This window comes from Rhizobium sp. 007, from assembly GCF_015353075.1.
Taxonomy (GTDB): Bacteria; Pseudomonadota; Alphaproteobacteria; order Rhizobiales; family Rhizobiaceae; genus Rhizobium.
Window position 1 is genome coordinate 1,806,878 of the sequence record NZ_CP064187.1, and the last position, 23,922, is coordinate 1,830,799.

Consider the following 23,922-nt stretch of genomic DNA (forward strand, 5'->3'; position numbering starts at 1 on the left):
TTTCGGGTAGATCAGCCGTTGACGGCCATGCGCTTCTCGTCGCGGCCACCCTTCATGCGCTCGGCGAGCAGGAAGGCAAGCTCGAGCGCCTGGTCGGCATTGAGGCGCGGATCGCAATGCGTGTGATAACGGTCCTGCAGATCCTCGGCGGAAACAGCGCGGGCGCCGCCCGTGCATTCCGTCACGTCCTTGCCGGTCATCTCGATATGAATGCCGCCCGGATGGGTGCCTTCGGCGCGGTGGATCTGGAAGAAGCTTTCAACTTCCGACAGGATGCGTTCGAACGGACGCGTCTTGTAGTTGTTGAGCGTGATCGTATTGCCGTGCATCGGATCGCAGGACCAGACGACCTTGCGGCCTTCGCGCTCGACCGCACGGATGAGGCGCGGCAGGTGGTCGGCGACTTTTTCGTGACCGAAACGGCAGATCAGCGTCAGGCGGCCGGCTTCGTTTGCCGGGTTCAGGATGTCGATAAGGCTCAAGAGATCGTCCGCCTGCAGAGACGGACCGCACTTCAGGCCGATCGGGTTCTTGATGCCGCGGCAGTATTCGACATGCGCGTGATCGGCCTGGCGCGTGCGGTCGCCAATCCAGATCATGTGGCCAGAGGTCGCGTACCAGTCGCCGGAAGTAGAATCGACGCGCGTCAGCGCTTCTTCGTAGCCGAGCAGCAGCGCCTCGTGGCTGGTGAAGAAGTCCGTCTCGCGCAGGCTCGGATGGTTCTCGGACGTGATGCCGATCGCCTTCATGAAGTCCATGGTTTCGCTGATCCGGTCGGCAAGTTTGCGGTAGCGCTCGCCCTGCGGGCTGTCCTTGACGAAGCCGAGCATCCACTGGTGCACATTCTCGAGATTGGCATAACCGCCCATTGCGAAGGCGCGCAGAAGGTTCAGCGTCGCGGCCGACTGGCGGTAAGCCATGGCCTGGCGTTCCGGATTCGGATTGCGCGCTTCCTCGGTGAATTCGATGCCGTTGATGATATCGCCACGGTAGCTCGGCAGCGAGACGCCGTTCTGCGATTCGATGCCCGAAGAGCGCGGCTTGGCGAACTGGCCGGCAATACGGCCCACCTTGACGACCGGCAGTTGTGCGCCGAACGTCAGCACGACGGCCATCTGCAGGAAGGCGCGGAAGAAGTCGCGGATCGTGTCGGCGCCATGCTCGGCGAAGCTCTCGGCGCAGTCCCCGCCCTGCAGCAGAAAACCGTTGCCTTCGGAGACATTGGCGAGATGCTTCTTCAAACGGCGCGCCTCGCCCGCAAAGACGAGCGGCGGATAGCTAGCGAGCTGGGCTTCCGTTGCCGCCAAAGCGGCCTGGTCCGGATAATCCGGGACCTGCTGGATCGGCTTTTGCCTCCAACTGCTCGGGGTCCAAGTCTCTGCCATTTTAGTCACCTTTGTCTCGCCGGGATCACTGCCCGGCGCCTGTCGTCCACAATAACGGCGGCTTATAAACCTTTAGCATCCGCTTGCCTAGCGCCGTTCGACACGTTCTGAGCGGGTCGCTAAGCCTGCCGCGCTTATAAGGGAAGCCTCTGATGCGCCTTCAATCCCGCCCTCCGATTTACGCTAAATATACCATGAATTTTGGGGGGTAATTCAGCTATCTGTGTCAAACCCGAATCTGAAACTGCACGCCATGACGGGCGCGCTTTGTCTTCGCCGATGATCGGCCCGATCCTGGGGAATGGTATGAAGAAGCTGGCGCGCCGTTTTTCGGCTGACCGTTCGGGAAACTTTGGAATAATGACAGCATTGCTGGCCGTGCCGGTCCTCGGCGCGGCGGGCATGGCAGTCGATTTTGCCCACGCGCTCAGCCTCAGGACCCAGCTCTATGCAGCAGCGGACGCAGCGGCCGTCGGTTCGGTCTCGGAAAAATCGGATGCCGTGACCGCGGCCATGGCGATGAAAGGCGACGGCAGCATTTCGCTCGGCAAGGCCGATGCACAAAAGCTCTTCTTCGCCCAGATGTCCGGAGAACTTTCGGACATCCCCGTCGACCTCGACATCGATGTCGCGAAGACGACCAACAAGCTGAACTCGACTGTCACCTTCAGTGCCACCGTCCCGACTGCATTCATGCAGATTCTTGGCAAGAACAGCATTGCAATTTCAGGCACGGCGACCGCGGAATATCAGACCGCTTCGTTCATGGATTTCTACATCCTGCTCGACAACACGCCCTCCATGGGCGTCGGAGCGACGCCAGAGGATGTCGCACTTCTGAGAAATGCGACCAAGAATGGCAACAAGGAGGGCAAGGACAAGGATTGCGCCTTCGCCTGCCATATCGTTTCGGAGAGCGGCGTTGAGGATAAGGAAAGCTATTTCTATCTCGCCCGCAGCATCGGCGCGACCATCCGCATCGACGTCGTCGCCAAGGCGACCGAGGCTCTCATGACGACGGCCAAGAAATCGCAGGTGGCTCCGGCACAGTATCAGATGGCCGCCTACACGTTTGGCAAAAAGTCATCTGACGCCAATCTCTACACCGTTTCGGAATTGACTGACGATCTCACCGCAGTTGGTGAAGCGACGAAGAACATCACGCTGATGAGCATTCCGAGCCACAACACGCCCAACAACCAGACAAGCTATGACAACGTGCTAACTTCAATCGAAAAGAAGATCCCCACGGGCGGCAGCGGAATGACCAAGACGGATCGCGAGAAAATCCTGTTCTTCGTTGCCGATGGCGTCGGAGATAGCATTAAGCCAACTACCTGCACAAAGCGGCTCAATGGCGGCAAACGTTGCATGGAGCCGATCGACACGAGCTACTGCCAAAAGCTCAAGGACAAGAATGTCAAGATCGCCATCCTATATACGACATATCTGCCGCTTCCCGAAAATAGTTTCTATAGAGATTGGATCGCGCCTTTCCAGTCCGAAATTCCGCAGAAGATGAAGGAATGCGCCTCCCCGGGCCTCTATTTCGAAGTGACGCCGACGGAGGGCATTTCGGACGCCATGAATGCCCTCTTCTTGAAGGTCATTCATAGGCCACGGCTGACCGGCTGAGAGCCGCAGTCCGCCAATTGGCTCTGCCTCAAACCCGCTCCCCATCCCGAATTCGATAGCTCGGCACATACATCGTCACGAGCTCTTCCGCCGCCGTCGGGTGCACTGCCATGGTGCGGTCGAAATCCTCCTTGGTGCACCCCGCCTTCAGCGTGATCCCGAGAATCTGCGCCATCTCGCCGGCGTCGTGCCCGAGGATATGGGCGCCGACGACCTTGCGGCTTTCTGCATCGACGATCAGCTTCATCAGCATCTTTTCGGAACGGCCGGAAAGCGTCGCCTTGAGCGGCCGGAACTGCGCCCGGTAGACCTCGAGCTCCCTGTAGCGTTTCGCCGCCTCCTCTTCCGAAAGGCCGACCGTGCCGATCTCGGGCTGGGAGAAGACAGCTGTTGCGATCTGCTCGTGATCCGGCTTCGTCGGATTGTTCTTGTATTCCGTCTCGATGAAGCACATCGCCTCGTGGATCGCGACCGGCGTGAGCTGTACCCTGTCGGTGACATCGCCGAGCGCGTAGATGTTGTCGGCGCTCGTCCGCGAATATTCGTCGACGACGATCGCGCCGCGCTCGTTCGTTTTCACACCTGCCGCCTCAAGCCCAAGCCCGTCGGTATTCGGATCGCGTCCGAGCGCGAGCAACACGGCGCCGGCATTCAGCGTGCCATTATTCAAGGTCTCGACGGCAAGCCCTTGCTCGCCCTTCGACACCATTTCCAGGGTGTCGCGGCACAGGATGCGGATACCCTTGGCAACCATTGCCTCATGCAGGCCGCGGCGCAGATCCTGGTCGAAGCGCGAGAGGATTTCCGCCCCGCGGTAGACCAGCGTCGTCTCGACGCCCAGTCCATGGAAGATATTGGCAAATTCCACCGCAATATAGCCGCCGCCCGCAATCACGATCGCCTTCGGCAGGTCTTCGAGATGGAACGCCTCGTTGGAGGACATGCAAAGCTCGTGCCCCGGAAGGGCCGCATGCGGGTTCGGCCGGCCGCCGGTCGCAATGACGATGGTCTTAGCCGTCACGGTCTCACCGGTCTTCACCAGCCGGATCGTATGCGCATCGACAAGCTCGGCGCGCGTCTCGAGGATTTCCGCATTCGCGCCGGAAAGCCCCTTCTTATAGAGCCCCTCCAGCCGCGCGATTTCGGCGTCCTTGGCAGCGATCAGCTTCTTCCAGTCGAAAGAGCTTTCCCCGACCGTCCAGCCGAAGCCGGCGGCATCCTCGAAATGCTCCTGATATTGCGACGCATAGACGAACAACTTCTTGGGCACGCAGCCGCGGATGACGCAGGTGCCGCCGTAGCGGTATTCCTCTGCAATCGCGACCTTCTTGCCGAGCGACGCGGCAACGCGCGCGCTTCTCACGCCCCCCGAACCGCCGCCGATGACGAAGAGGTCGTAATCATAGGAAGACATGGACGGGTGCTCCGTTAGGAATCGGCAGGAATGGTTCGACGGATATAGTATCTGTGCCTGCAAAAACAAAAGCCCGGACGATGCCGGGCTCTTGCGATCACATCAGCCGTGTCAGGGCTTTGCATCAGGAGCAGGAGCAGGCGCACCTGCCGGCTTGTCGCCAGCCGGCGGAGTTTCCGGCACAGGCTCTACCTTGATGACCTTGCTGAGTTCCGTATTGGCATTCTTCTGGAGATCGCGGGCAATGCCCTGCGCCCAGATATCGGCTGCCCTGTTTGTTTCCCGCGAAGCGATGGGGCCGTCCTTCAGAAGCTTCTTGCCGACCGGCGAGTTGTAGAAGTCGGCGATGGCCTTCAGCTCTTCGACCGTGAATGCCTTCGCATAGTTCGCTGCCGCTTCCTTCTCGAGATCGGAGCGGCGCGGTGCGAGCGCCAGAGCCTGCGCGTCGACCGTGGCGCTGATCACGTCTTCGTAGTTCGGCGAATCCTGAATGAGGCCGGCCTTCAGGCGTTCGGCGAGGCCGGGCAGGATATTGTCGAACTGCGCCGTTGCGCCGATGGCGGCAACGGCTGCACGCGCGGCCTTCAACTGCTCGTCTGAAATTTCCTGCGCCTGCGCAGCTGAGCCGAAAGCGATGCCGGAGAGAATAACCGTCGCGGCGGCAAAACGGCCAAGACCTGCAAATTTCTTCATGAGTTTCTGTGCTCCTGTTATCTGTTCGCCTGCAGCGTGCGCGCACCCGCTGGACCCGCGATGATCGCAAGTGACGCCATATTGAGAAAAAGCCCGTGCTCAACGACGCCGGGTATCGAATTCAGCTCGCTCGAAAGCGCGTCTGCATCAGGAATGCGGCCAAAAGATGCGTCGATGATGTAGTGGCCGCCGTCCGTGGTAAATTCTCCGTCACCGGATTGGCGAAGTGTCAGGCTGCCGGTCAGACCGAGCCTGGCAGCCTTCCTTTCGATCGCGATCCGTGTGGAAACGAGACCGAATGGATTGACTTCGATCGGCAGCGGAAACCGGCCGAGCGTCTCGACCAGCTTGCTCTCGTCGGCAATCACGATCACGCGGTCTGAAGCCGCCGCGACGATCTTTTCGCGCAGCAACGCCCCGCCGCCGCCCTTGACCAGGCGCAGGCTCGCATCGATTTCGTCGGCGCCGTCGACCGTCAGGTCGAGTTCCGGGAGTTCATCGAGAGATTTCAGCGGTACGCCGAGCTCGACGCAAAGCCGCGCCGTGCGCTCCGACGTCGGAACACCCTCGACCCTGAAGCCACCGGCAACCTTCTCCGCTAGCAGGCGAACGAACTCCTCTGCCGTACTTCCCGTCCCGATCCCGAGGCGCATTCCGCTCTCGACGTGGGTAAGAGCCGCCTCGGCGGCCTTGATCTTCATTTCGCGGGCGTCCATGCGCCGCCTACTCCGGTTGTTTCGTTGGATGTGCTGTTTACACGGCTCGTATGGCAAACGAAAGCCAAAATAATAGCAGGAAACCGAAATGCGAAAGCATCGCGCTGCGGCGTTACGGCCATAGTCTTGGCGTTGCTTTTTCAATGCCCATCACCTACTCCGGGAAGACCGGATTTCATGAAGAGGCAATTTCCTTGACCCCTGCTCTTGTCGTATTCGATCTCGACGGCACGCTGCTCGATACCCACGCCGATCTCGTCGAGAGCCTGAATCTCACGATCGCCGCGCTCGATCTCGCGCCCGTGACTTATGCCGATCTGACCCATCTCGTGGGCCACGGTGCCAAGGTGATGATCGAGCGCGCCTGCACGCTGCGCGGCCACCCGCTTTCGGAAACCGAGCTGCCGCCGCTGCTGGAACGCTTCATCGCCCATTACACCGATACGATGCCCGGTCATACACAGCCATATCCCGGCCTGATCGCTGCCATGGATACTTTAAAAATCAAGGGATACAAGCTCGCCGTCTGCACCAACAAGCTGGAATCGCTGACGCTGACGCTTCTGCGAAAACTCCACCTCACCGGTTATTTCGACGCCATCACCGGCGGCGACACCTTTCCGGTCCGCAAACCCGATGCGCAGCACCTGACCGGCACGATCGAACGCGCCGGCGGCATACTGGCACGCAGCATCATGATCGGCGACAGCCTCAACGACATCGCCGTCGCTAGAAACGCCAACGTTCCATCGATCGCCGTCCCCTTCGGCTATTCCGACGTGCCGGTCGAAACGCTGCGCCCGGACCGGATCATCCTGCATTATGACGAACTGACGCCCGAACTCGTCGAAACCGTCATCCGCAATTTTGCGCGGTCGAACGCGGTGGCTGCTTCTCGCTGAAATTCCCGATCAAGCGCGCGGCAAACTCATTTGGACCGCGGCTCCAATATATGGCGAATTATTCGAACTTCCTCTCGCTCGCGCTCTCAAATATGAATGCCTTTGACACGTTGCTTGCAGGACGGTCAACGACCCGGAGCCGGGTCGGCCAGTATAGTGGCGCTTGGACCGCGATGTCGGTGGCAATGGCGAGAAAGGTTCACGCAACGCAATGAGGAATGGGCCAGGTGGCATATCCTTGGGTTCGGAAAATGTAGAATTATCCCAAGTCACGGTTAGGTTTTCCGGCGCCGCGCCGCGCAATACTTCGTCGACCAAAACGTCGAAACGCGCATAGTCAGTCAAGAAACCAGTGATATCCCCAAGGGTCTTCCGCATATCGGGAAAACGGGCTAGCGTCTTTTGGTGCCGCTCTCGCACGACTGGATCAAGAACGACCTCGTAGCTGGAAATTCTGCCGATAATCACTACGTCGGCGAATTCAACATCGTGAAGGTCGATGGCGGCTTGCATCTTACATGCGCTGGCTGATCCGCCCGTAAGCATTGCGCCAAGATTCAGGAAGGCAACAGGCCAAAAGCCCCGCGTCCTCATCCTCCGCTTCGGAATCACCGCAGCCCTGCTCTCGGATCCGGCACTAGCATTTGCGCTGGCGGCGATCCCGAAGACCGCCGCCCCCATTTCGGATCGAAAACAATCAGATCTGAGCGTCCCGCGCCTTCGTCGTCGCCTCGAATGCCTTCTCGACATAAGCATCGCGGCCATAGACATCGTCGAAATATTCCACGACGCCCTCCTTGTTCGGCCATGCCGTGAAGTAGGACACGTAGACCGGAATTTTCTGCGGAACCGAGACCGCCTTGTTCTCGCCAGCAGCGATCTGCCTTGCCACATCGGCGACGCTCGTGTTGAGCACGGCCGCAGCCATCGCGCGCGGATCGGCAAGACGCACGCAGCCATGGCTCAGCGCCCGCATGTCGCGCTTGAAGAAGCTCTTCGACGGCGTGTCGTGCATGTAGATCGCATGGCTGTTCGGGAACAGTATCTTCAATTCGCCCAAGGCATTGTCGCCGCTCGGCGGTTGGCGCACGGAGACATTGGAGGTCGAACCGTACCAATCGACACTGGAAGACGGAACCGCATGGCCGTTGATCGCCACTTCATAGCCGAGGCGGTCGAGATAATTCGGGTCGGCGCGCAGCTTCGGCAGCATCTCGTTGATGATGATCGACTGCGGAACGCCCCAGAACGGATTGAACTCGACGGTCTCGATCTCGTCCTGGAAGAAATAGGTCTGGTTGGACTTCTGGCCGACCACGACGCGCATCGACAACTGTTCCTTGTTGTCGTTGTGGTAGTAAACCATAAAGGCCGGCTGGTTGATGAAGACGTAGCGCGAGCCGAGATCTTCCGGCAGCCAGCGCGCCTCCTCCATCGCGACGGTGAGCTTCTCGATCTTCGAAGCGTTGCTGTCGCCGCCGATCATGATGCGGACGGTCGCCTGGCCGATTACGCCGTCCGGCTTCAGATTGTGTTCCTTCTGGAAACCCTCGACCAGCGAAACCAGCTCGGGCGAGTAGACGAAGCCGCCGCTATAGGCGGCGAGCGTTGCCGCATGCTGCGCCTTCAGCGCTTCCGAGCCGTGCTTGCCGATGGCCTTGACGATATTGGCGACTTCCGGCGAGCTGTCGCCCGGGCGCAGCAGCCGATCGAGCGAGATCGTGATGGGCTCGTCGCCAGCCGTCTCGGCCCTGAGCTTGGCGAGTTCCTCCTTGAGTGCTGCGAATTGCGGGCCGTCGGGCGTGCGGCTAGTCAGATAGGCGCCGATATCCGGGCTCATGCGTGCAAGCTTCAGAACCGGACCGAGGTTGACCTGCTTGCGCCTGAAATCGTGGTAGCCCGAAATCTTGTTCGGATCGATGCGTCCGCGCACCGTATCCTGGACATAGGCGAGCACCTTCGAGGAAAGCTGCAGCTCGAACTGCGTAAGAGCGCGGTCGCGGGCGGCCGGATCCGGATTGGCCGGGTCGACGGCCGGCAGGTCGACGGCGTAGTCGGCCGGGTCGAGGCCGACGGAACCGACACCGGAAAGGAAACTCATCGCCGCCTTGGCACGATCGTTGATCTCTGCGCCGGTCAGCCAGACAAAGGGGTTCTTGGAGCTGCCGTAATAGGCTTCGAGAGCCTTTGCGACATTTACGTCGGCGCGAACCTTCGCTTCGGCGAGGAACTGGCGTTCGACGACGACCGGCGCCATGGCCGCTTCACCGGACGCAGACGCGATCGCGCCCGTCACCGTCGGCTCGGCAAACTTGGCGATATTGACGAAGCGCATCGCGTCCGGCTTGTAGGTATAGTAGCGCGGACCGCTGACCTTCGGTAGCGGCATGGCCGGCATTTCGCCGAACTCGCCTGGATTGGCGGGATTGATGATCGGGGTCCGCTCGCGGTGGCCGCGGATCATGTCCATCAGCGTATAAGCATGCGCCGGCGCGGCCATCGCCGCAAATCCGCAGGAAAGTGCCAGTGCGGAGACCGCACCCTTGAAAAACGATGTCATGCTTTTTTCCAGTCCCAGTATCACGCTGTCCTTGGCATGGGCAAAGCCCATTTCAAAATTCATATAGTCTGGCTTTCCCGGTCCATTGGCAGAAACCGGCTCCGAGCGCCAGAAGCACCGGCACGACTTGTGTGACGCCGTCAAAGCGTGCCGCCGGCAAGCAGTTCACACAAAATTATGAAATTATTAGTTAATTTTTTACCGAATTTCGCGCGATTGCCACAGTGGTCAAACGCGCCCTCCGGGCATAAAGTTTCAAGCGTGTCCTAAAAACCACGAAGAACACCTAAAACATGAATAATGCTCTCATATTTCGTCTCCGGCCCGGTTTTCTTGAGGTCCGTTCGGACCTATAAGACCGACCTGAAACGAACGCGCTTCGGCGCACGCGACAGGAAGGCATGGCTATGACCTCGACCCGTACCGAAACAGATACCTTTGGCCCGATCGACGTGGCGGGCGACCGATATTGGGGCGCCCAGGCGCAGCGCTCGCTCGGCAATTTCAAGATCGGTTGGGAAAAGCAGCCGCTGTCGATCGTGCGCGCCCTCGGCATCGTCAAGCAGGCAGCCGCCAGGGTGAACATGGAACTCGGCCAGCTCGATCAGGCAATCGGCAAGGCGATCGTCGACGCCGCTCAAGAAGTCATCGACGGCAAGCTCAACGAGCATTTCCCGCTCGTCGTCTGGCAGACAGGTTCGGGCACGCAGTCGAACATGAACGCCAACGAGGTGATCTCCAATCGGGCGATCGAAATGCTCGGCGGCGTCATGGGGTCCAAGAAACCGGTGCATCCGAACGACCACGTCAACATGAGCCAGTCTTCGAACGATACATACCCGACGGCCATGCACATCGCCTGCGCCGAGCAGATCGCCCACCACCTGCTACCGGCCCTGAAGCACCTGCATGCGGCCCTCGACATGAAGGTCGTCGAGTTCAACCACATCATCAAAATCGGCCGCACGCATACCCAAGACGCGACGCCGCTGACGCTCGGGCAGGAATTCTCCGGCTATGCGGCACAGGTCGGCTCCGCCATCAAGCGCATCGAGATGACGCTTCCCGGCCTTTGCGAACTGGCGCAGGGCGGCACCGCCGTCGGCACGGGGCTGAACGCGCCGGCCGGCTTTGCGGAAAAGGTGGCGGAGGAGATCGCGAAGATTTCCGAGATGCCGTTTGTCACCGCGCCAAACAAGTTCGAGGCGCTTGCCTCGCATGACAGCATGGTTTTCAGCCACGGCGCCATCAATGCCGCAGCAGCCGCCCTCTTCAAGATCGCCAACGACATCCGCTTGCTCGGCTCCGGCCCACGTGCCGGCCTCGGCGAGCTGTCGCTGCCGGAAAACGAACCGGGCTCGTCGATCATGCCAGGCAAGGTCAACCCGACGCAGTGCGAGGCTCTGACGCAGGTCTGCGCCCACGTCTTCGGCAATCACGCCGCCCTCACCTTCGCAGGCAGCCAGGGCCATTTCGAGCTCAACGTCTATAACCCGATGATGGCCTATAATTTCCTGCAGTCCGTCCAGCTTCTCGGCGATGCGGCTATTTCCTTCACTGACAATTGTGTCGTCGGCATCGAGGCCCGCGAAGACAATATCAAGGCCGGCCTGGAGCGTTCGCTGATGCTCGTCACCGCGCTTGCCCCGACGATCGGCTACGACAACGCCGCCAAGATCGCCAAGACGGCGCACAAGAACGGCACGACGTTGAAGGAAGAAGCACTCGCAAGCGGGCTCGTCACCTCTGAACAGTACGAGGAGATCGTCCGCCCCGAGCAGATGATCGGCCCGAAATAAACTGGCGCGATCTCGTCCGCCTCCCAAACCTGTCCGGCAGGCGAAAGCTGATGGGCGGTCGCCCTGAAACCGGCTGACCGAAAACAAAAAAGGCTCGCAGAGCTCGATCGCGAGCCTTTCGCCTCGTGATCGGTGTTACGCTCGATTACCAGATCGTCGACAACCTTTCGACGAAGCTGACCGCCACCTAGGTCAGCCGTGATCACGAAGCCGCCGACGACATCGACTTCGTGCAGGGCTTCTTCCGCCTGCAGCGTGCGTTCTAATCTGATCTGACAGGATTCGCCCGGCTGCGGGCCGGGCGGGTTTCTACTGACGTGCTGCCGGAAGCTCCGGCCGCTTCAAGGAACCGGCATAGAAAACCTCGGCAGGATTAAGCCTTGCAAGGATTTCAGTGTGGAAGGCGCCGGTCAGATAACCGCTGCCTTTGCTGAAGGCGATTGCAGCGCTGCTGACGATGATGAGAGCCATCGCTAACGACAAAAAATGATGATGCTGAGACCTTTGCATCGTCGTATCTCTTTGCTCGGCCTGTTCGGCGTTCTGCCCGACCCGCTTACTGATATCTGTGCTCGCTGAAGTCCGGTTTAAAGCCCGTATAATCACAGCTGATCATGCATGAACGCCGAATAATCATGCCGCTGTGGTCGTCATTCGATGGGGCAACGATGCCTGCTTGACGATTGCATTTGCCGTTCGCCCGATTTAGATCGGTTCCAAACTGTGCGATGCCAATCTCAAGAAAGGTCACTTCGATGGCTGACGATCTCTTCCCGCTCGGCAAGGACACCACCCCTTACCGCAAGATCAGCAGCGACCACGTCTCTGTCGACAGCTTCAGGGGACAAGAGATCCTGACGGTAGAACCCGAGGGCATGCGGCTGCTTGCCGAAACTGCCTTTGCCGACATCAACCATCTGCTGCGGCCCGGCCACCTGAAGCAGCTTGCCGCCATCCTCGACGATCCGGAAGCAACCGAAAACGACCGTTTCGTCGCCTACGACCTTCTGAAGAACGCCAATATCGCCGCAAGCGGCATCCTCCCCATGTGCCAGGACACCGGTACTGCGATCATCATGGGCAAGAAGGGCCGCCGGGTGTGGACCGAAGGCGGCGATTACACAGCGCTCGCAGAGGGCGTGATGGACGCCTACGAGAAGAAGAACCTGCGCTATTCGCAACTCGCGCCTCTCAAGATGTTCGAGGAGAAAAACACCAAGAACAACCTGCCTGCCCAGATCGACATTTATGAGGAAGGCACCGATTCCTACGATTTCCTCTTCGTCGCCAAGGGCGGCGGTTCGGCCAACAAGACCTTCCTCTATCAGGGCACGCCGTCGCTTCTGACGCATGACCGCATGATCGACTTCCTCAAGGAAAAGATCCTGACGCTAGGGACGGCAGCCTGCCCCCCCTACCATCTGGCGATCGTCATCGGCGGCACCTCGGCCGAAATGAACCTCAAGACCGTCAAGCTCGCCTCGACACGTTACCTCGACGGCCTGCCGACGGAAGGCTCCGAGAGCGGCCACGCCTTCCGCGATGTCGAGATGGAAAGGGAAATCCACAAGCTGACGCAGCAAATGGGCGTCGGCGCCCAGTTCGGCGGCAAATATTTCTGTCACGATGTGCGCGTCATCCGCCTGCCCCGCCACGGCGCATCGCTGCCGATCGGCCTCGGCGTCTCCTGTTCCGCCGATCGTCAGGCCAAGGGCAAGATCACCCGCGAGGGCATTTTCGTCGAACAGCTGGAAACCGATCCGTCCAAATATATGCCGGAGATCGACGAGACGAAGCTGTCGGAATCGATGGTCCGCATCGACCTCAACCAGTCGATGGCCAACATCCTTGCCGAATTGACCAGGCATCCGGTCAAGACACGCCTGTCGCTGACGGGAACGATCATCGTTGCGCGCGACCTTGCCCATGCGAAAATCCGCGAACGCCTCGAAAAGGGTGAAGGCATGCCGGACTACATGAAGAACCACCCGGTTTATTATGCCGGTCCGGCAAAGACGCCAGCCGGCTACGCCTCGGGCTCCTTCGGCCCGACCACCGCCGGCCGCATGGACAGCTATGTCGACCAGTTCCAGTCTTTCGGCGGCTCGATGGTGATGCTTGCCAAGGGCAACCGTTCCCGCGCCGTGCGCGAAGCCTGCAAGGCGCATGGCGGCTTCTATCTTGGCTCGATCGGCGGTCCGGCCGCCCGCCTGGCGCAGGATTGCATCAAGAAGGTCGACGTCCTGGAATATCCGGAACTCGGCATGGAGGCCGTCTGGAGGATCGAGGTCGTGGATTTCCCGGCCTTCATCGTCATCGACGACAAAGGCAACGACTTCTTCCAGGAGCTCAATCTCGGCTGAGTGCCATCAATGAACCACGGCGGTCTTGCGCGGATCGATCTGCTGGGTGCTGGCCAGGCTATTCAAAGCCTGAAAATCGGCAGCGCCCAGCGATTCTTCCGCCCTTACGCTGGCGAGGATATCGGTGCGCAACGCGCCGTCGAAGAAGCCGCTGTCCTGCAGCAATAATGCCGAGCCGGCGACAATGGCGGCCGTAAGAATGACCGGTAACGTATGACGAGAGGTTTCCATAATCTCATGCCTTCTGCAGGACCGCTCTAGGTCCATTGAGAAGGAATGTGCGCCTCGTCCACCGTTTACAAAAGGGCACATTTTCGACACCAACTGTCAACAAATCGAAGACGCTTAAAAACAATCGTCGGAAGCCCGCATATTTTGGGGGTTTTTCGCGGCAAAAATGCGCCAAAATGTGAGGAAGACTCAGGTTCTCGCCTGATTTCCATTGCCTAGTATTTCATCGCCGGGGGGACCAGAATACTCACATCTAATCTTTAGTATATATGCCTTTAATCCTTTCCCAACGAATTTAAGCTAGTCAATAGAAGATTGCCTTCGAAATCTCATTGAGGAGTATGCCGAATGACTGCGGCTGCAGCGCCAAAGGCGCAGGTTCCCGACGTGGCAGGTCAGATCACCTATGCCATGCGCTCGATGGGGGTCGCGCCAATCCCGCGCAATTACGAGCTCTTCTATGAGGCCTATATCGGCTCCAACCCCGCCTTGACGCGCGACCTTGCTGCCCTTGGCAGTCAGGCAACCCAGGTAGAACTCGACGCGCTCGGCGCACAGCACTTCACCCATTCGCCCGCCCGTGTCTTCGACGACGCCCACACGCGCATCGCCGCCGAGCTCGAAGGGCTCCTGCGCGTCCTGCGCCAGGAGCAGACCTCGCTCGAAAGCTACAACCAGCTGCTCGGCGAAACCTACAAGCGCATCAATTCCAAGAGTGCCGCCAGCGTCGAACTCATCGAAAACGCCATCACTATTCTCACCGAGGCGACCGGCGATACGATGGCGCATGGCGAAAGGACTGTCGAGAACGTCGCCCAGCGCTCGCAGGAGATGGACCGGGTCCGCAAGGAACTCGATGAATACAAGCGCATAGCCAATACCGACTCGCTGACGCGCCTTTCCAACCGCCGGGCCTTCGACGATCGCCTCGCCGCCGTCTTCGACAATCCGGCACTGAAGCCCATCACCGCGCTGGTACTTGCCGATATCGACAATTTCAAGAAGATCAACGACACTTACGGCCATCCGGTCGGCGACAAGATCCTCGCGACCGTCGCCTCCGTCATCCGCGCCAATGTCCGCCGCGATATCTTCGTCGCCCGCACCGGTGGTGAGGAGTTCGCGCTGATCGTCGACGGCAATACGCCGGAGGAAGTGATGAGCATGGCGGAGCGCATCCGCCGCACGCTCGAGGCGACTCCCTTCAAGAATTCCCGCACTCGCGTGAATTATGGCCCCGTGACCGTCTCCATGGGTGTCTGCATGGCATCGAACGCCGATGATCCGGGCGAGCTTTACCACAAGACCGACATCGCTCTCTACGGAGCAAAGAATGCCGGGCGCAACTGCTGCATCCTCTATCAGGATGGTATGCAGAAAGACTTCAGCAAGAGCTGGCTGATCTACAAGTCGTAACAGTCACCATTCGGTGACGGCTGCCTACCACATCGTCTTTGCCGCACGGCCCGCCCACTCCCGGTCGTAGGTTTCGTGATCGAAATCTTCCGCCGCCGCCGTGAGCATCAGGCCGGGCGTCGGTAGCTTCGCCGGATCGGCAAAGTTCTCCGGGTTCCAAAGCTGCGCTCGTATAAGCGCGCGGGCGCACTGGAAATAGACGTCGTCGATGGTGATCACCACGATGGTGCGCGGATGCTTACCATCCATCTCGAAACTTTCGAGCAGCGCCTCGTCGTTCGACACCACCCCGCGGCCGTTGATGCGCATCGTCGTGTTCGAACCCGGCACCAGGAACATGAGCGCAAGGCGCGGATCGCGCACGATATTTGAAAGCGAATCAATGCGGTTGTTGCCGCGCCAGTCGGGCAGATGCAGCGTCTTTTCGTCGATCACCCGCACGACACCGCCGATGTCGCCGCGCGGCGAGCAGTCGAGCCCTTCCGGCCCGACGGTCGCCAGCGCCATGAAGGGCGAAGCTTCGATCATCTGGCGGTAGAGCGGCGTCAGCACCCTGGTCACCTTGGCAACGGACGCCTGCGTCAGGCCTCCCGCATAGATTTTGCCGAGTTCCTCAACCGTCCTGATGACTTTCATGATCGTCCTGCCACGTTTCAAAGACCGCCCACTAGCCGCCAGAAATGACGCTAAAATGACGCCCGTTTACCCGGAAGCTCAAAAAGCGGAATGATCTCAGCATCATTTTTGATGGGATCATCGGCAAGGAAACGCTGGATCTCCGCAAGCACCGGCTCGGCGCTGACGATCCGCCGGTGGCCGAAGCCGTTGGCCCAGAAGAGGCGCACGCTCCTGCCCGAGGCGGCGTAGCGCCGCGCATGATTAGCGCTGACTTCCTTGTCGTCTTCGGCGTGGATCACCAGCATCGGGCGCGCCATTGTTGCAGCAGCCTCCCCCGCATCGAAATCCTCCAGTCTCCGGCCGGTCAGCCGATGCACCTCACCCTCAAGCGCCGCCTGTGCCGCCCTTTCGAGGCCGACCATCCTGCCGAAGCCGGCAAACAGCCATTTCATCTCGCTCGGCGAGCCGATCGTGACGATCTTTCCGGCCGACAGCGCTTCGATTTCAGGTAGCAGGCCGGCGGCCGAAACCATCAGGGCCGCGCCGCCGAAGGAATGGCCGACTGTCGCGTCGAATGGCCCAAACCGCGCCTCGGCTGCGGCGATCGTCTCTACAGCAAGCCCCATATGCAGGAAGCGTCCGCCTGCGCGCCCGTGGCCCGGAAAATCGACGCCGATCACCTCCGCGCCGCTTGCGGCAAGCGCACCGATCAGATCGGTCATGTATTCCATGCTCGATCCCCAGCCGTGCGTCACAAGGTAACGCTGCCGCCTGCCGGCAGCACCGCCGTTGATCCGGTAGGCATGCGCCCGCCGCCCACCCGCAAGGCGAAACTCGATTCGCTCCGCCGATTGCAGGAAAACCCGGCCGGCCGCATGTGCCGCTCTGGCCTTGGCGCCCTTTGGTTTTGCGGACGGCGTCAGGCAGAACAGCCGGAATGCCGTCTTGCCCGCAAGAAGCGGTGAAACCGCCTGCAACAGCGAAAATCCGAGGCGGGTGACCTTCAGTGCAAAGTTTGGCATAGTGGGAATCCAATAATGTTCAACACTGAACAATAAAGTACAACGATGAACAAAAATCAATCCCTTCCTTGGGATCATCCGCGTTTTCGCAGCTGGATCGCCGTCGCCCGCGCCTGCCAGTTGATGCAGCAATCCTTGGGCCGCTCGCTGGCAGAGCTCGATATCAAGACCCCGCATCTCGATATTCTGATCAATCTTTATCGCTTCGAGGGCATCTCGCAGCAGGAGCTTGCCCGCAAGCTCCTCGTCGGCCGCTCCAATATGAGCATGCTGCTGCCACAGATGGAAAAACGCGGCCTGATTAAGCGCCGCGGCGACGACAAGGACAAGCGTGTGCTGCGGCTCTACCTGACACCCGAGGGCCGCAGCGTCACCGAGCGCGCCATGGTGATCCAGACCGACCTGATCGAGCGGGTGCTGTCCCCCGAGCCGATCGAGCAGTGCATGGCCATGGCAAACTCGATGGAACGCATCATCGGCGTGCTGCAGCAGGATCTGCGCGACGAGGATTGATATCAGTGCAGCGTGCGCCCGGCCGGGCGCCCGGCAAGCGATCTGTATTCCCATGCGGCAACGACGATCAGCACCAGCGTCGCCAGAATGCCCATCACATAGACTTCGAGCACCGGTGCCAGGAACGCCAAAAGGACTAGAAGCACAAGGCCCGCGAAATGCGAAAGCGGCGCTCGCCCGCTCGTTGCGCCCTTGAACCAGAGATTGCCAACAAGGAAAAGCCCCGAGCCACCGAGGATCGCAGCCATCACGCCGACATCGCCGCTGTCGTGGGGATGCGAGAACATGAACTCGACGGCCACCGCATGCACGATGATGCCGGCGAGAATCGGAATATGAGCATAGGTGAAAGCCTGCCGCGCAAGGCGGCCCGGCGTCTCGTCATGCTCGATCCGGTGTGCGGCCCGCTGATGCCCGAACCGGAAATAGAGCCACCACATCGCGACGGTTCCAACAAAGCCCGTGACGAAAACGACGGTCGTTAGACCGGAAAACGGCAGTTCCGAAAAGGTGCGGCCGGAAACGAGGATCGCTTCGCCGAGGCAGATGATGATGAACAGCGCGCAACGCTCCGCCATATGGGCGCCCGAGACATCCCAGTCCGCCGCCGTCGACTTGCCCAGCCCCGGCACGAAGAAACCTGAGGCCGGACCCGCATAATCGATGAGGAGCGCGATAATCCATGTAATCAACCGCCCCTCATGCTCCAGAAAACCGCCGGCGATCCAGAAAACGCCGGCAACCGCAAGCCATGTGCTGATGCGGATGAAGTTCAGATAGTTCGAGCGGCCGGCATCCTTCATCGCATAGAGCGCAAAAAACGACCGTCCGACCTGCATCAGCACGTAGGCAGCGGCAAAAAGCAGTCCCTTGTCGCCGAAAGCTTCGGGAATCGAAGCCGAAAGCACCAGTCCGAGCAGCATCAGAGTAACGAGCATGCCGCGCACCGGCATCTTTTCCGGATCGAGCCAGTTCGTTACCCAGGCGGTAAAGACCCAGACCCACCAGACGGCGAAGGTCATCAGCGCCGCTTCGACTGCGCCGAGCAGCGTGTAGTGGGCCGCCAGCGCGTGGGAAAGCTGTGAAATGGAAAAGACGAACACCAGGTCGAAGAAGAGTTCGAGAAAGCTGACCTTGCTGTCGGCCGGACTTCCCTTCGAACGCAGCCAGCTTTTACCTGTGGTTCCCGCCATTTTCCCCCCTTTATGGCTGTTGATCGCTCAGCGCGGCTTTTCCGCGACGTCGCGGCTCATGCCCTTCTCGCCGAGTTCCTTCTCGTATTCCGCAAAAAGCTCCTCCCCACGCTCGCCGAGCTCGCGCAGATAGACCCAGGTGAAGAGGCCCGTATCGTGCATGTCGTCGAAGCCGATGCGCACGGCATAATTGCCGGTCGGCGTCATCGAGATGATTGCGACGTTGCGCTTGCCGGGAACCGTCAACTTCTGCCCCGGCCCATGGCCCTGTACTTCTGCCGAGGGCGAAAGCACGCGTAACATTTCGGCCGAAAGATCAAAGCTCTGGCCGTCGTTGAAGGTCACGGTCAGACGCTGCCGGTCCTTCGAGACACGCAGTTCAGTGGGCCAGATATCGCTCATCGCTCTCTCCAATTGTCACAGAGCAGTAGGCAATCGAGCATTTCGAGGCAAGCTCAATTTACCGTGCGTCCCCCGCCTTTCCCTTGACGGTGCAGCCACATCTGTCCACATTACCATGACGACGGAGGTATTGGTGAACAGCAACGTTGGAACGATAGCAAGCGCATCGCCTCTAGTGGCAGATGCAGCCCCGATGATCGACCCCTTTGGACGGGCGGTCACTTATCTGCGCGTCTCCGTCACCGACCGCTGCGATTTCCGCTGCACCTACTGCATGGCGGAAAACATGACATTCCTGCCGAAGAAGGACCTTCTGACGCTGGAAGAGCTGAACCGGCTCTGTTCGGCCTTCATCGCCAAGGGCGTGCGCAAGATCAGGCTGACCGGCGGCGAGCCGCTGGTGCGCAAGAACATCATGTTCCTCGTCCGCGAGCTCGGAAAGCGGATCGGCTCCGGCCTCGAGGAACTGACGCTGACGACCAACGGCTCCCAGCTTGCCCGCCATGCGGAGGAGCTCTACGACTGCGGCGTGCGCCGCATCAACGTCTCGCTTGATACGCTCGACCCCGACAAGTTCCGCAAGATCACCCGCTGGGGTGATTTCGCCAAGGTCATGGAAGGAATCGACGCGGCGCAGAACGCCGGCTTGAAGATCAAGCTCAACGCGGTCGCGCTCAAGGATTTCAACCAAGCCGAGATACCGGACATGCTGCGTTTCGCCCATGGCCGCGGCATGGACCTCACCGTCATCGAAACCATGCCGATGGGCGAGATCGACGAGGATAGAACCGACCAGTATCTGCCGCTCTCCGAGCTTCGCGCCGATCTCGAACGTGAGTTCACGCTAACCGATATCGGCTACAAGACCGGCGGTCCGGCACGCTATGTCGAAGTCGCCGAAACCGCGGGCCGCCTCGGCTTTATAACGCCGATGACGCATAATTTCTGCGAAAGCTGCAACCGCGTCCGCCTCACCTGCACCGGCACGCTCTATATGTGCCTCGGCCAGAACGATGCCGCCGATCTCCGCTCTGCACTGCGCGCCACGGACGACGACGGCCTGGTCTACGCCGCGATCGACGAAGCGATCACCCGCAAGCCGAAAGGCCACGACTTCATCATCGACCGCACCCACAACCGCCCGGCGGTCTCCCGCCACATGAGTGTCACCGGCGGGTGAGCGGTTCCACTTGAGTGCGTCAAGCAGCGCCGGCGGGATCGCCGATCGGCAACAGTGCCGGATCGAGGGGCGACGGATCGTTGGGATTCTTGTCGTCCGAGGGGTCGTGAGCCGGTTTTAACGGCGGCTTTTCCTGAACGCGATCGGGCGCGTCCGGTGTCGGTGTGGGACCACGCGGCGGTTCAGTGGAATTTGGAACATCTTCCGGCATGATGTGTCTTCTTTTTTCTGGAGGAAGCCCGGCGAGAGCCGGGCTCATGCTCAATGCCAGGTCTGGCGCTCATACCAGTCGTCGACCTCGCGATGGATGCGATCCTTGGCAAGGCCGTAGCGCTCCTGAAGCTTGCCTTCAAGCTGCTCGCGGCGGCCCGCAATCTGGTCGAGATCATCGTCAGTGAGCTTGCCCCACTGTTCCTTGATCTTACCCTTCATCTGCTTCCAGTTCCCTTCGACACGATTCCAATCCATCTTCCTTCTCCTCGTTACTTGGACATGAATGGAAAACGCCAACAGCCCGGATTTGTTCAAATTTTTTGAACGGGGGGACGTTATGTGCGATTGATCGAAGCGCCGCCGTCGGCGAGCATTGTCGAACCGGTGACGAAGCTCGCCATATCCGAGCCCAGGAAAAGTGCCACCTTGGCGATCTCTTCCGGCTGGGCGACCCGCTTTAGCGCGTGCAAGCCTTTGACGAAGGCGATCGTCTCCGGCGTGGCGTCCGGGAAGTTGATCGGATTTGCCTGTGTGTCGACGCCGCCCGGAAGCAGTGCGTTCACGCGCACATTCTTCGGCCCCAATTCAACCGCCAGCACCTGCACGAGCCCCATCAGCCCCGCGCCTTCGCCGCCGCATAAGCGCCCATGCCGGGCATGCCCACCGTATGGCCGACAAAGGTCGAGGTAAAGATGATCGATCCGCCGCCGCGCTCAGTCATCGCCGGCGCCTGATGCTTGGCGGCAAGAAATCCGCTTGTCAGGTTGAGGTCGACGGTATCGCGCCAATCGCCGAGCGAGATATCGGCAAGCGAGCCATAGGTGCCGGTGCCGCCCGCATTATTGAAGGCGATGTCGAGCCCCCCGAAACGCCTTGACGCCGTTTCCACGAGCGATCGATGCAGTTCCTCGTCGCGTATCTCGCCTGCAACGGCAACCGCCTCCCCGCCGTCTGCCTCGATCTCCTCGTCGAGCATTCCCAATGCTGCCTCACGCCGTGCTGTGACGACGAGTTTCGCGCCCTCGGCGGCAAAGAGTTTGGCCGCGGCGCGGCCGATACCGGCGCTGGCGCCACTGACGATTGCGATCTTTCCATTCAGGCTGTTCATGCCGGACTCCGTTCATTGCTGAAGATCAAGTTCGGCACTCAGATCGCAAAACCGTGCGGCTGCAGCCACCCGTTTCCTGCGCTGCTTGAAGAAAACAAAAAAACACGGACGGTCGAGGGCGGATTCCAATTCTGCCGGTGGCGATCTTATCAGGCGGCCCCGCCGCGTCCCCAGCCAGAGATCACCTCGCTCTCCGGCACACACGTCCGGAACTGCTCGATCATGTCCGAAAGCATGTCGAATAGAAGGACTTTCGCGACAATGCGGCGGCGATGGCGTGGCCACTATTCCAACACGCCACTGCAACGAAAGGATTTGCCTTTGAAAACCGTGGCTTGAGCAAAGCCGCGGCCACCAAACTCGGTAGCGGCGCCGCTTATTGTGCACCGCGCAATCGATTTATTTTGGATGTGACTTTCATTCGATTCCCTTGATGCGCGATCCCCTCTAAAAGGACGGCACGAAAATCGGGAATCTCTTTTCATGCCGCGGTCTCGCAATACCCAGGGCGCAATCTTCATGAGCTTGGCCATGGCCGGCTTTTCCTCTAGCGACGCCCTCTCCAAGTCGGTCATCAGCTATATGAACGCTGGCGAAATCATTTTTATCCGTGGCATCTTCACCAGCATTCTCGTCTATCTGATCGCCCGACATCTAGGGGCGCTCCGCTCCTGGCGCATCGTGCTGAAGCCGATTATCATCCTGCGCGTCATCTGCGAAGTGCTTGCCGCGGTCTTCTACATCACGGCGCTGGGCATGATGCCGATCGCCAATGCCTCGGCCATCCTGCAATCCCTGCCGCTCGTCGTGACCTTCGGAGCAGCACTCTTTTTCCGCGAGCCAGTCGGCTGGCGGCGCTGGTCGGCAATCCTGGTGGGCCTCCTCGGCGTCATGATCATCATCCGTCCCGGTCCCGAAGGCTTCACACCCGCAGCCCTCCTCTGCGTCGCCAGCGTCCTGGTGACGGCGGGGCGCGATCTTGCAACCCGCTCCATCGATCCCGAAATCCCCTCGCTAATGGTGACCGTCGTCACCGCGATGTCGGTCGCCTTCTTCGGCGCGCTCCTCATGCCGGCGCTCGGCGGCTGGCAGCCCGTCAGCCTCACTTCGCTTTCGCACCTGCTGCTCGCTTCCGTCCTGGTGCTGATCGGCTATCAATGCGTCATCCTCGCAATGCGCACCGGCGAAGTCTCCTTCGTCGCGCCCTTCCGCTATACGAGCCTGATCTTCTCCGCACTTCTCGGCGTCTTCTTCTTCGCCGAGGTGCCCGATTTCTGGACGCTGTGCGGGGCTGCGGTTGTCATCGCGTCCGGCCTTTATACTTTCTATCGCGAGGCCAAACGCCGCGTGCCGCCGATGGCGCAGGAATCCGAGCCCAGAAGCCCCGTCTGAGAACCGCCATGGCCGATTTTTCCCTGCAGAACACCAATATTCCCGGCGTCATCCTTGCCGGCGGCCGCTCGACGCGCATGGGGCAGGACAAAGCCTCCGTCATGCTCGGCGGCCGCTCACTGCTCGATCATGCCATCGCGCGGCTGGCCCCGCAGGTCTCTACAATTGCGGTGAATGCCGACAGCGAGCCGCAATGCGGCCTGCGCTTCATTCCGGATATCGTCCCCGGCAAAGCGGGACCGATGGCCGGCATCCATGCCGCAATGGCGCATGCGGCCACGCTTCCGGGCGTCAGCCATGTCGTGACCGTTTCGATCGACAGTCCCTTCTTCCCGGCAGAGCTCGTCGCAAATTTCGCCGCCGTAATCGATTCCCCGGCAAAGATCGCGATCGCCGTCTCCGAAGGTCGCCCTCATCCCGTCTTCGGCCTTTGGCCGGTTTCGCTGGGGGACGAACTCGCCGGCTGGATCGAAGCGGACGAAAAGCGGCGCGTGCGCGACTTCCTGTTACGGCATAACGTAACGGAAGTTGCCTTCCCACTGCATCCGACGCGCGCCAGCCTGCTCGACCCTTTCTTCAACATCAACACGCCCGACGACTTGGTGGAAGCCGAGCGCTGGCTGCAGGTGCTGTCATGACCGGACCACGCATATTCGGAATCGCCGGCTGGAAGAATTCGGGCAAGACGGGCCTTGCCGTACGTCTCGTCGAGGAGTTTACCCGCCGCGGCTACCGCATCTCGACGATCAAGCACGCCCACCACGATTTCGATATCGACAAGGTCGGCGCCGACAGCTACCGCCACCGGCAGGCCGGCGCGCATGAGGTGACGATCGTCTCCGGCACCCGCTATGCCATCATGCATGAGTTGCGCGGCGCCCCCGAACCGGCCTTCGAGGAAATCCTCGCACGCCTCGCTCCCTGCGACCTGGTACTGATCGAAGGCTACAAGCGCGAACCGATCCCGAAGATCGAAGCCCGCCGCCTGGAAGCGGCCAGGCGCGATCTGCTGGCGCCGACCGATCCGCATATCTGCGCCATCGCCGCCGACCATCCCATCACGGACACGGATCTGCCGGTCTTCAATCTCGACGACACGACAAAGATCGCCGATTTCATCGCCGCCACGATCGGGCTTTCTCCGACTTGCAAATAGAAAAAGCCGCC

At 60.4% G+C, this 23,922-nt stretch carries 23 protein-coding genes and 1 pseudogene; 10 read left to right on the forward strand and 14 right to left on the reverse strand.

What is annotated here, in order from left to right; translation table 11 throughout:
* Positions 1–11: 11 nt before the first annotated feature.
* Positions 12–1,385 carry a 3-deoxy-7-phosphoheptulonate synthase class II gene (locus tag ISN39_RS09140; protein ID WP_194729830.1) on the reverse strand — a complete coding sequence of 458 codons (1,374 nt, stop codon included), beginning with the start codon at positions 1,383–1,385 and terminating at the stop codon, positions 12–14.
* A 306-nt stretch (positions 1,386–1,691) separates the two neighbouring features.
* On the opposite strand from ISN39_RS09140, the gene ISN39_RS09145 reads away from it, so the two are divergent.
* Positions 1,692–3,020, forward strand: coding sequence for a pilus assembly protein TadG-related protein (locus ISN39_RS09145; RefSeq protein ID WP_194729831.1), 1,329 nt, complete (start codon positions 1,692–1,694; stop codon positions 3,018–3,020).
* A gap of 28 nt (positions 3,021–3,048) precedes the next feature.
* Here the strand turns inward: ISN39_RS09145 and gor are convergent, their stop codons facing one another.
* The 3 genes from gor to rpiA all read right to left on the reverse strand — a co-directional run bounded on the left by gor (position 3,049) and on the right by rpiA (position 5,843).
* Complete coding sequence (gene gor, locus ISN39_RS09150; RefSeq protein WP_194729832.1) at positions 3,049–4,434, reverse strand: glutathione-disulfide reductase; 1,386 nt, start codon at positions 4,432–4,434, stop codon at positions 3,049–3,051.
* A 111-nt stretch (positions 4,435–4,545) separates the two neighbouring features.
* Positions 4,546–5,127 carry a DUF2059 domain-containing protein gene (locus tag ISN39_RS09155; RefSeq protein WP_194729833.1) on the reverse strand — a complete coding sequence of 194 codons (582 nt, stop codon included), beginning with the start codon at positions 5,125–5,127 and terminating at the stop codon, positions 4,546–4,548.
* Between the two features lie 17 nt (positions 5,128–5,144).
* Positions 5,145–5,843 (reverse strand): ribose-5-phosphate isomerase RpiA, encoded by a 699-nt coding sequence (gene rpiA / locus ISN39_RS09160; RefSeq protein WP_194729834.1) that lies wholly within the window; start codon positions 5,841–5,843, stop codon positions 5,145–5,147.
* Between the two features lie 143 nt (positions 5,844–5,986).
* Here rpiA and ISN39_RS09165 point away from each other — a divergent pair, with 143 nt between their 5' ends.
* Complete coding sequence (locus ISN39_RS09165; protein ID WP_194729835.1) at positions 5,987–6,745, forward strand: HAD family hydrolase; 759 nt, start codon at positions 5,987–5,989, stop codon at positions 6,743–6,745.
* 697 nt (positions 6,746–7,442) lie between these two features.
* Here ISN39_RS09165 and ISN39_RS09170 read toward each other — a convergent pair.
* On the reverse strand, positions 7,443–9,305 hold the full coding sequence (locus tag ISN39_RS09170) for a murein L,D-transpeptidase (protein ID WP_194729836.1): 1,863 nt from the start codon (positions 9,303–9,305) through the stop codon (positions 7,443–7,445).
* Between the two features lie 407 nt (positions 9,306–9,712).
* On the opposite strand from ISN39_RS09170, the gene fumC reads away from it, so the two are divergent.
* Positions 9,713–11,104 (forward strand): class II fumarate hydratase, encoded by a 1,392-nt coding sequence (gene fumC, locus ISN39_RS09175; protein ID WP_194729837.1) that lies wholly within the window; start codon positions 9,713–9,715, stop codon positions 11,102–11,104.
* A gap of 309 nt (positions 11,105–11,413) precedes the next feature.
* Here the strand turns inward: fumC and ISN39_RS09180 are convergent, their stop codons facing one another.
* Positions 11,414–11,614 carry a hypothetical protein gene (locus ISN39_RS09180; protein ID WP_194729838.1) on the reverse strand — a complete coding sequence of 67 codons (201 nt, stop codon included), beginning with the start codon at positions 11,612–11,614 and terminating at the stop codon, positions 11,414–11,416.
* A gap of 245 nt (positions 11,615–11,859) precedes the next feature.
* Here ISN39_RS09180 and ISN39_RS09185 point away from each other — a divergent pair, with 245 nt between their 5' ends.
* Positions 11,860–13,467 (forward strand): fumarate hydratase, encoded by a 1,608-nt coding sequence (locus tag ISN39_RS09185; RefSeq protein WP_194729839.1) that lies wholly within the window; start codon positions 11,860–11,862, stop codon positions 13,465–13,467.
* Positions 13,468–13,473: 6 nt separating this feature from the next.
* Here ISN39_RS09185 and ISN39_RS09190 read toward each other — a convergent pair whose 3' ends face one another.
* Positions 13,474–13,698, reverse strand: coding sequence for a hypothetical protein (locus tag ISN39_RS09190; protein ID WP_194729840.1), 225 nt, complete (start codon positions 13,696–13,698; stop codon positions 13,474–13,476).
* 348 nt (positions 13,699–14,046) lie between these two features.
* Here ISN39_RS09190 and ISN39_RS09195 point away from each other — a divergent pair, with 348 nt between their 5' ends.
* Positions 14,047–15,114 carry a GGDEF domain-containing protein gene (locus ISN39_RS09195; RefSeq protein ID WP_194729841.1) on the forward strand — a complete coding sequence of 356 codons (1,068 nt, stop codon included), beginning with the start codon at positions 14,047–14,049 and terminating at the stop codon, positions 15,112–15,114.
* A gap of 24 nt (positions 15,115–15,138) precedes the next feature.
* Here the strand turns inward: ISN39_RS09195 and ISN39_RS09200 are convergent, their stop codons facing one another.
* Both ISN39_RS09200 and ISN39_RS09205 read right to left on the reverse strand, forming a co-directional pair.
* Positions 15,139–15,750 (reverse strand): pyridoxamine 5'-phosphate oxidase family protein, encoded by a 612-nt coding sequence (locus tag ISN39_RS09200; RefSeq protein WP_194729842.1) that lies wholly within the window; start codon positions 15,748–15,750, stop codon positions 15,139–15,141.
* A gap of 50 nt (positions 15,751–15,800) precedes the next feature.
* Complete coding sequence (locus tag ISN39_RS09205; RefSeq protein ID WP_194729843.1) at positions 15,801–16,754, reverse strand: alpha/beta hydrolase; 954 nt, start codon at positions 16,752–16,754, stop codon at positions 15,801–15,803.
* Positions 16,755–16,799: 45 nt separating this feature from the next.
* On the opposite strand from ISN39_RS09205, the gene ISN39_RS09210 reads away from it, so the two are divergent.
* A complete protein-coding gene (locus ISN39_RS09210; protein ID WP_074068453.1) occupies positions 16,800–17,267 on the forward strand; it encodes a MarR family transcriptional regulator in 468 nt (155 codons plus the stop codon).
* 2 nt (positions 17,268–17,269) lie between these two features.
* Here the strand turns inward: ISN39_RS09210 and ISN39_RS09215 are convergent, their stop codons facing one another.
* Positions 17,270–18,460 carry a low temperature requirement protein A gene (locus ISN39_RS09215; RefSeq protein WP_194729844.1) on the reverse strand — a complete coding sequence of 397 codons (1,191 nt, stop codon included), beginning with the start codon at positions 18,458–18,460 and terminating at the stop codon, positions 17,270–17,272.
* A 27-nt stretch (positions 18,461–18,487) separates the two neighbouring features.
* Complete coding sequence (locus tag ISN39_RS09220) at positions 18,488–18,862, reverse strand: DUF971 domain-containing protein (RefSeq protein WP_194729845.1); 375 nt, start codon at positions 18,860–18,862, stop codon at positions 18,488–18,490.
* A 133-nt stretch (positions 18,863–18,995) separates the two neighbouring features.
* Between ISN39_RS09220 and moaA the strand changes: the two genes are divergently transcribed.
* Positions 18,996–20,042 carry a GTP 3',8-cyclase MoaA gene (gene moaA, locus ISN39_RS09225; protein WP_074068458.1) on the forward strand — a complete coding sequence of 349 codons (1,047 nt, stop codon included), beginning with the start codon at positions 18,996–18,998 and terminating at the stop codon, positions 20,040–20,042.
* A 19-nt stretch (positions 20,043–20,061) separates the two neighbouring features.
* Here the strand turns inward: moaA and ISN39_RS09230 are convergent, their stop codons facing one another.
* The 3 genes and pseudogenes from ISN39_RS09230 to ISN39_RS09240 form a co-directional block, all read right to left on the reverse strand.
* Positions 20,062–20,253 (reverse strand): hypothetical protein, encoded by a 192-nt coding sequence (locus ISN39_RS09230; RefSeq protein WP_074068461.1) that lies wholly within the window; start codon positions 20,251–20,253, stop codon positions 20,062–20,064.
* A gap of 50 nt (positions 20,254–20,303) precedes the next feature.
* Positions 20,304–20,510 carry a CsbD family protein gene (locus ISN39_RS09235; protein ID WP_194729846.1) on the reverse strand — a complete coding sequence of 69 codons (207 nt, stop codon included), beginning with the start codon at positions 20,508–20,510 and terminating at the stop codon, positions 20,304–20,306.
* 80 nt (positions 20,511–20,590) lie between these two features.
* Positions 20,591–21,363: pseudogene (locus tag ISN39_RS09240) on the reverse strand (SDR family oxidoreductase).
* Positions 21,364–21,846: 483 nt separating this feature from the next.
* Between ISN39_RS09240 and ISN39_RS09245 the strand changes: the two are divergent.
* The 3 genes from ISN39_RS09245 to mobB are packed head-to-tail and all read left to right on the forward strand — an operon-like array spanning position 21,847 to position 23,911.
* Positions 21,847–22,755, forward strand: coding sequence for a DMT family transporter (locus ISN39_RS09245; RefSeq protein ID WP_194729847.1), 909 nt, complete (start codon positions 21,847–21,849; stop codon positions 22,753–22,755).
* Between the two features lie 8 nt (positions 22,756–22,763).
* Positions 22,764–23,393, forward strand: coding sequence for a molybdenum cofactor guanylyltransferase MobA (mobA, locus tag ISN39_RS09250; protein ID WP_194729848.1), 630 nt, complete (start codon positions 22,764–22,766; stop codon positions 23,391–23,393).
* Complete coding sequence (gene mobB, locus ISN39_RS09255; RefSeq protein WP_194729849.1) at positions 23,390–23,911, forward strand: molybdopterin-guanine dinucleotide biosynthesis protein B; 522 nt, start codon at positions 23,390–23,392, stop codon at positions 23,909–23,911. The genes mobA and mobB overlap by 4 nt, the downstream gene beginning before the upstream one ends.
* Positions 23,912–23,922 lie beyond the last annotated feature (11 nt).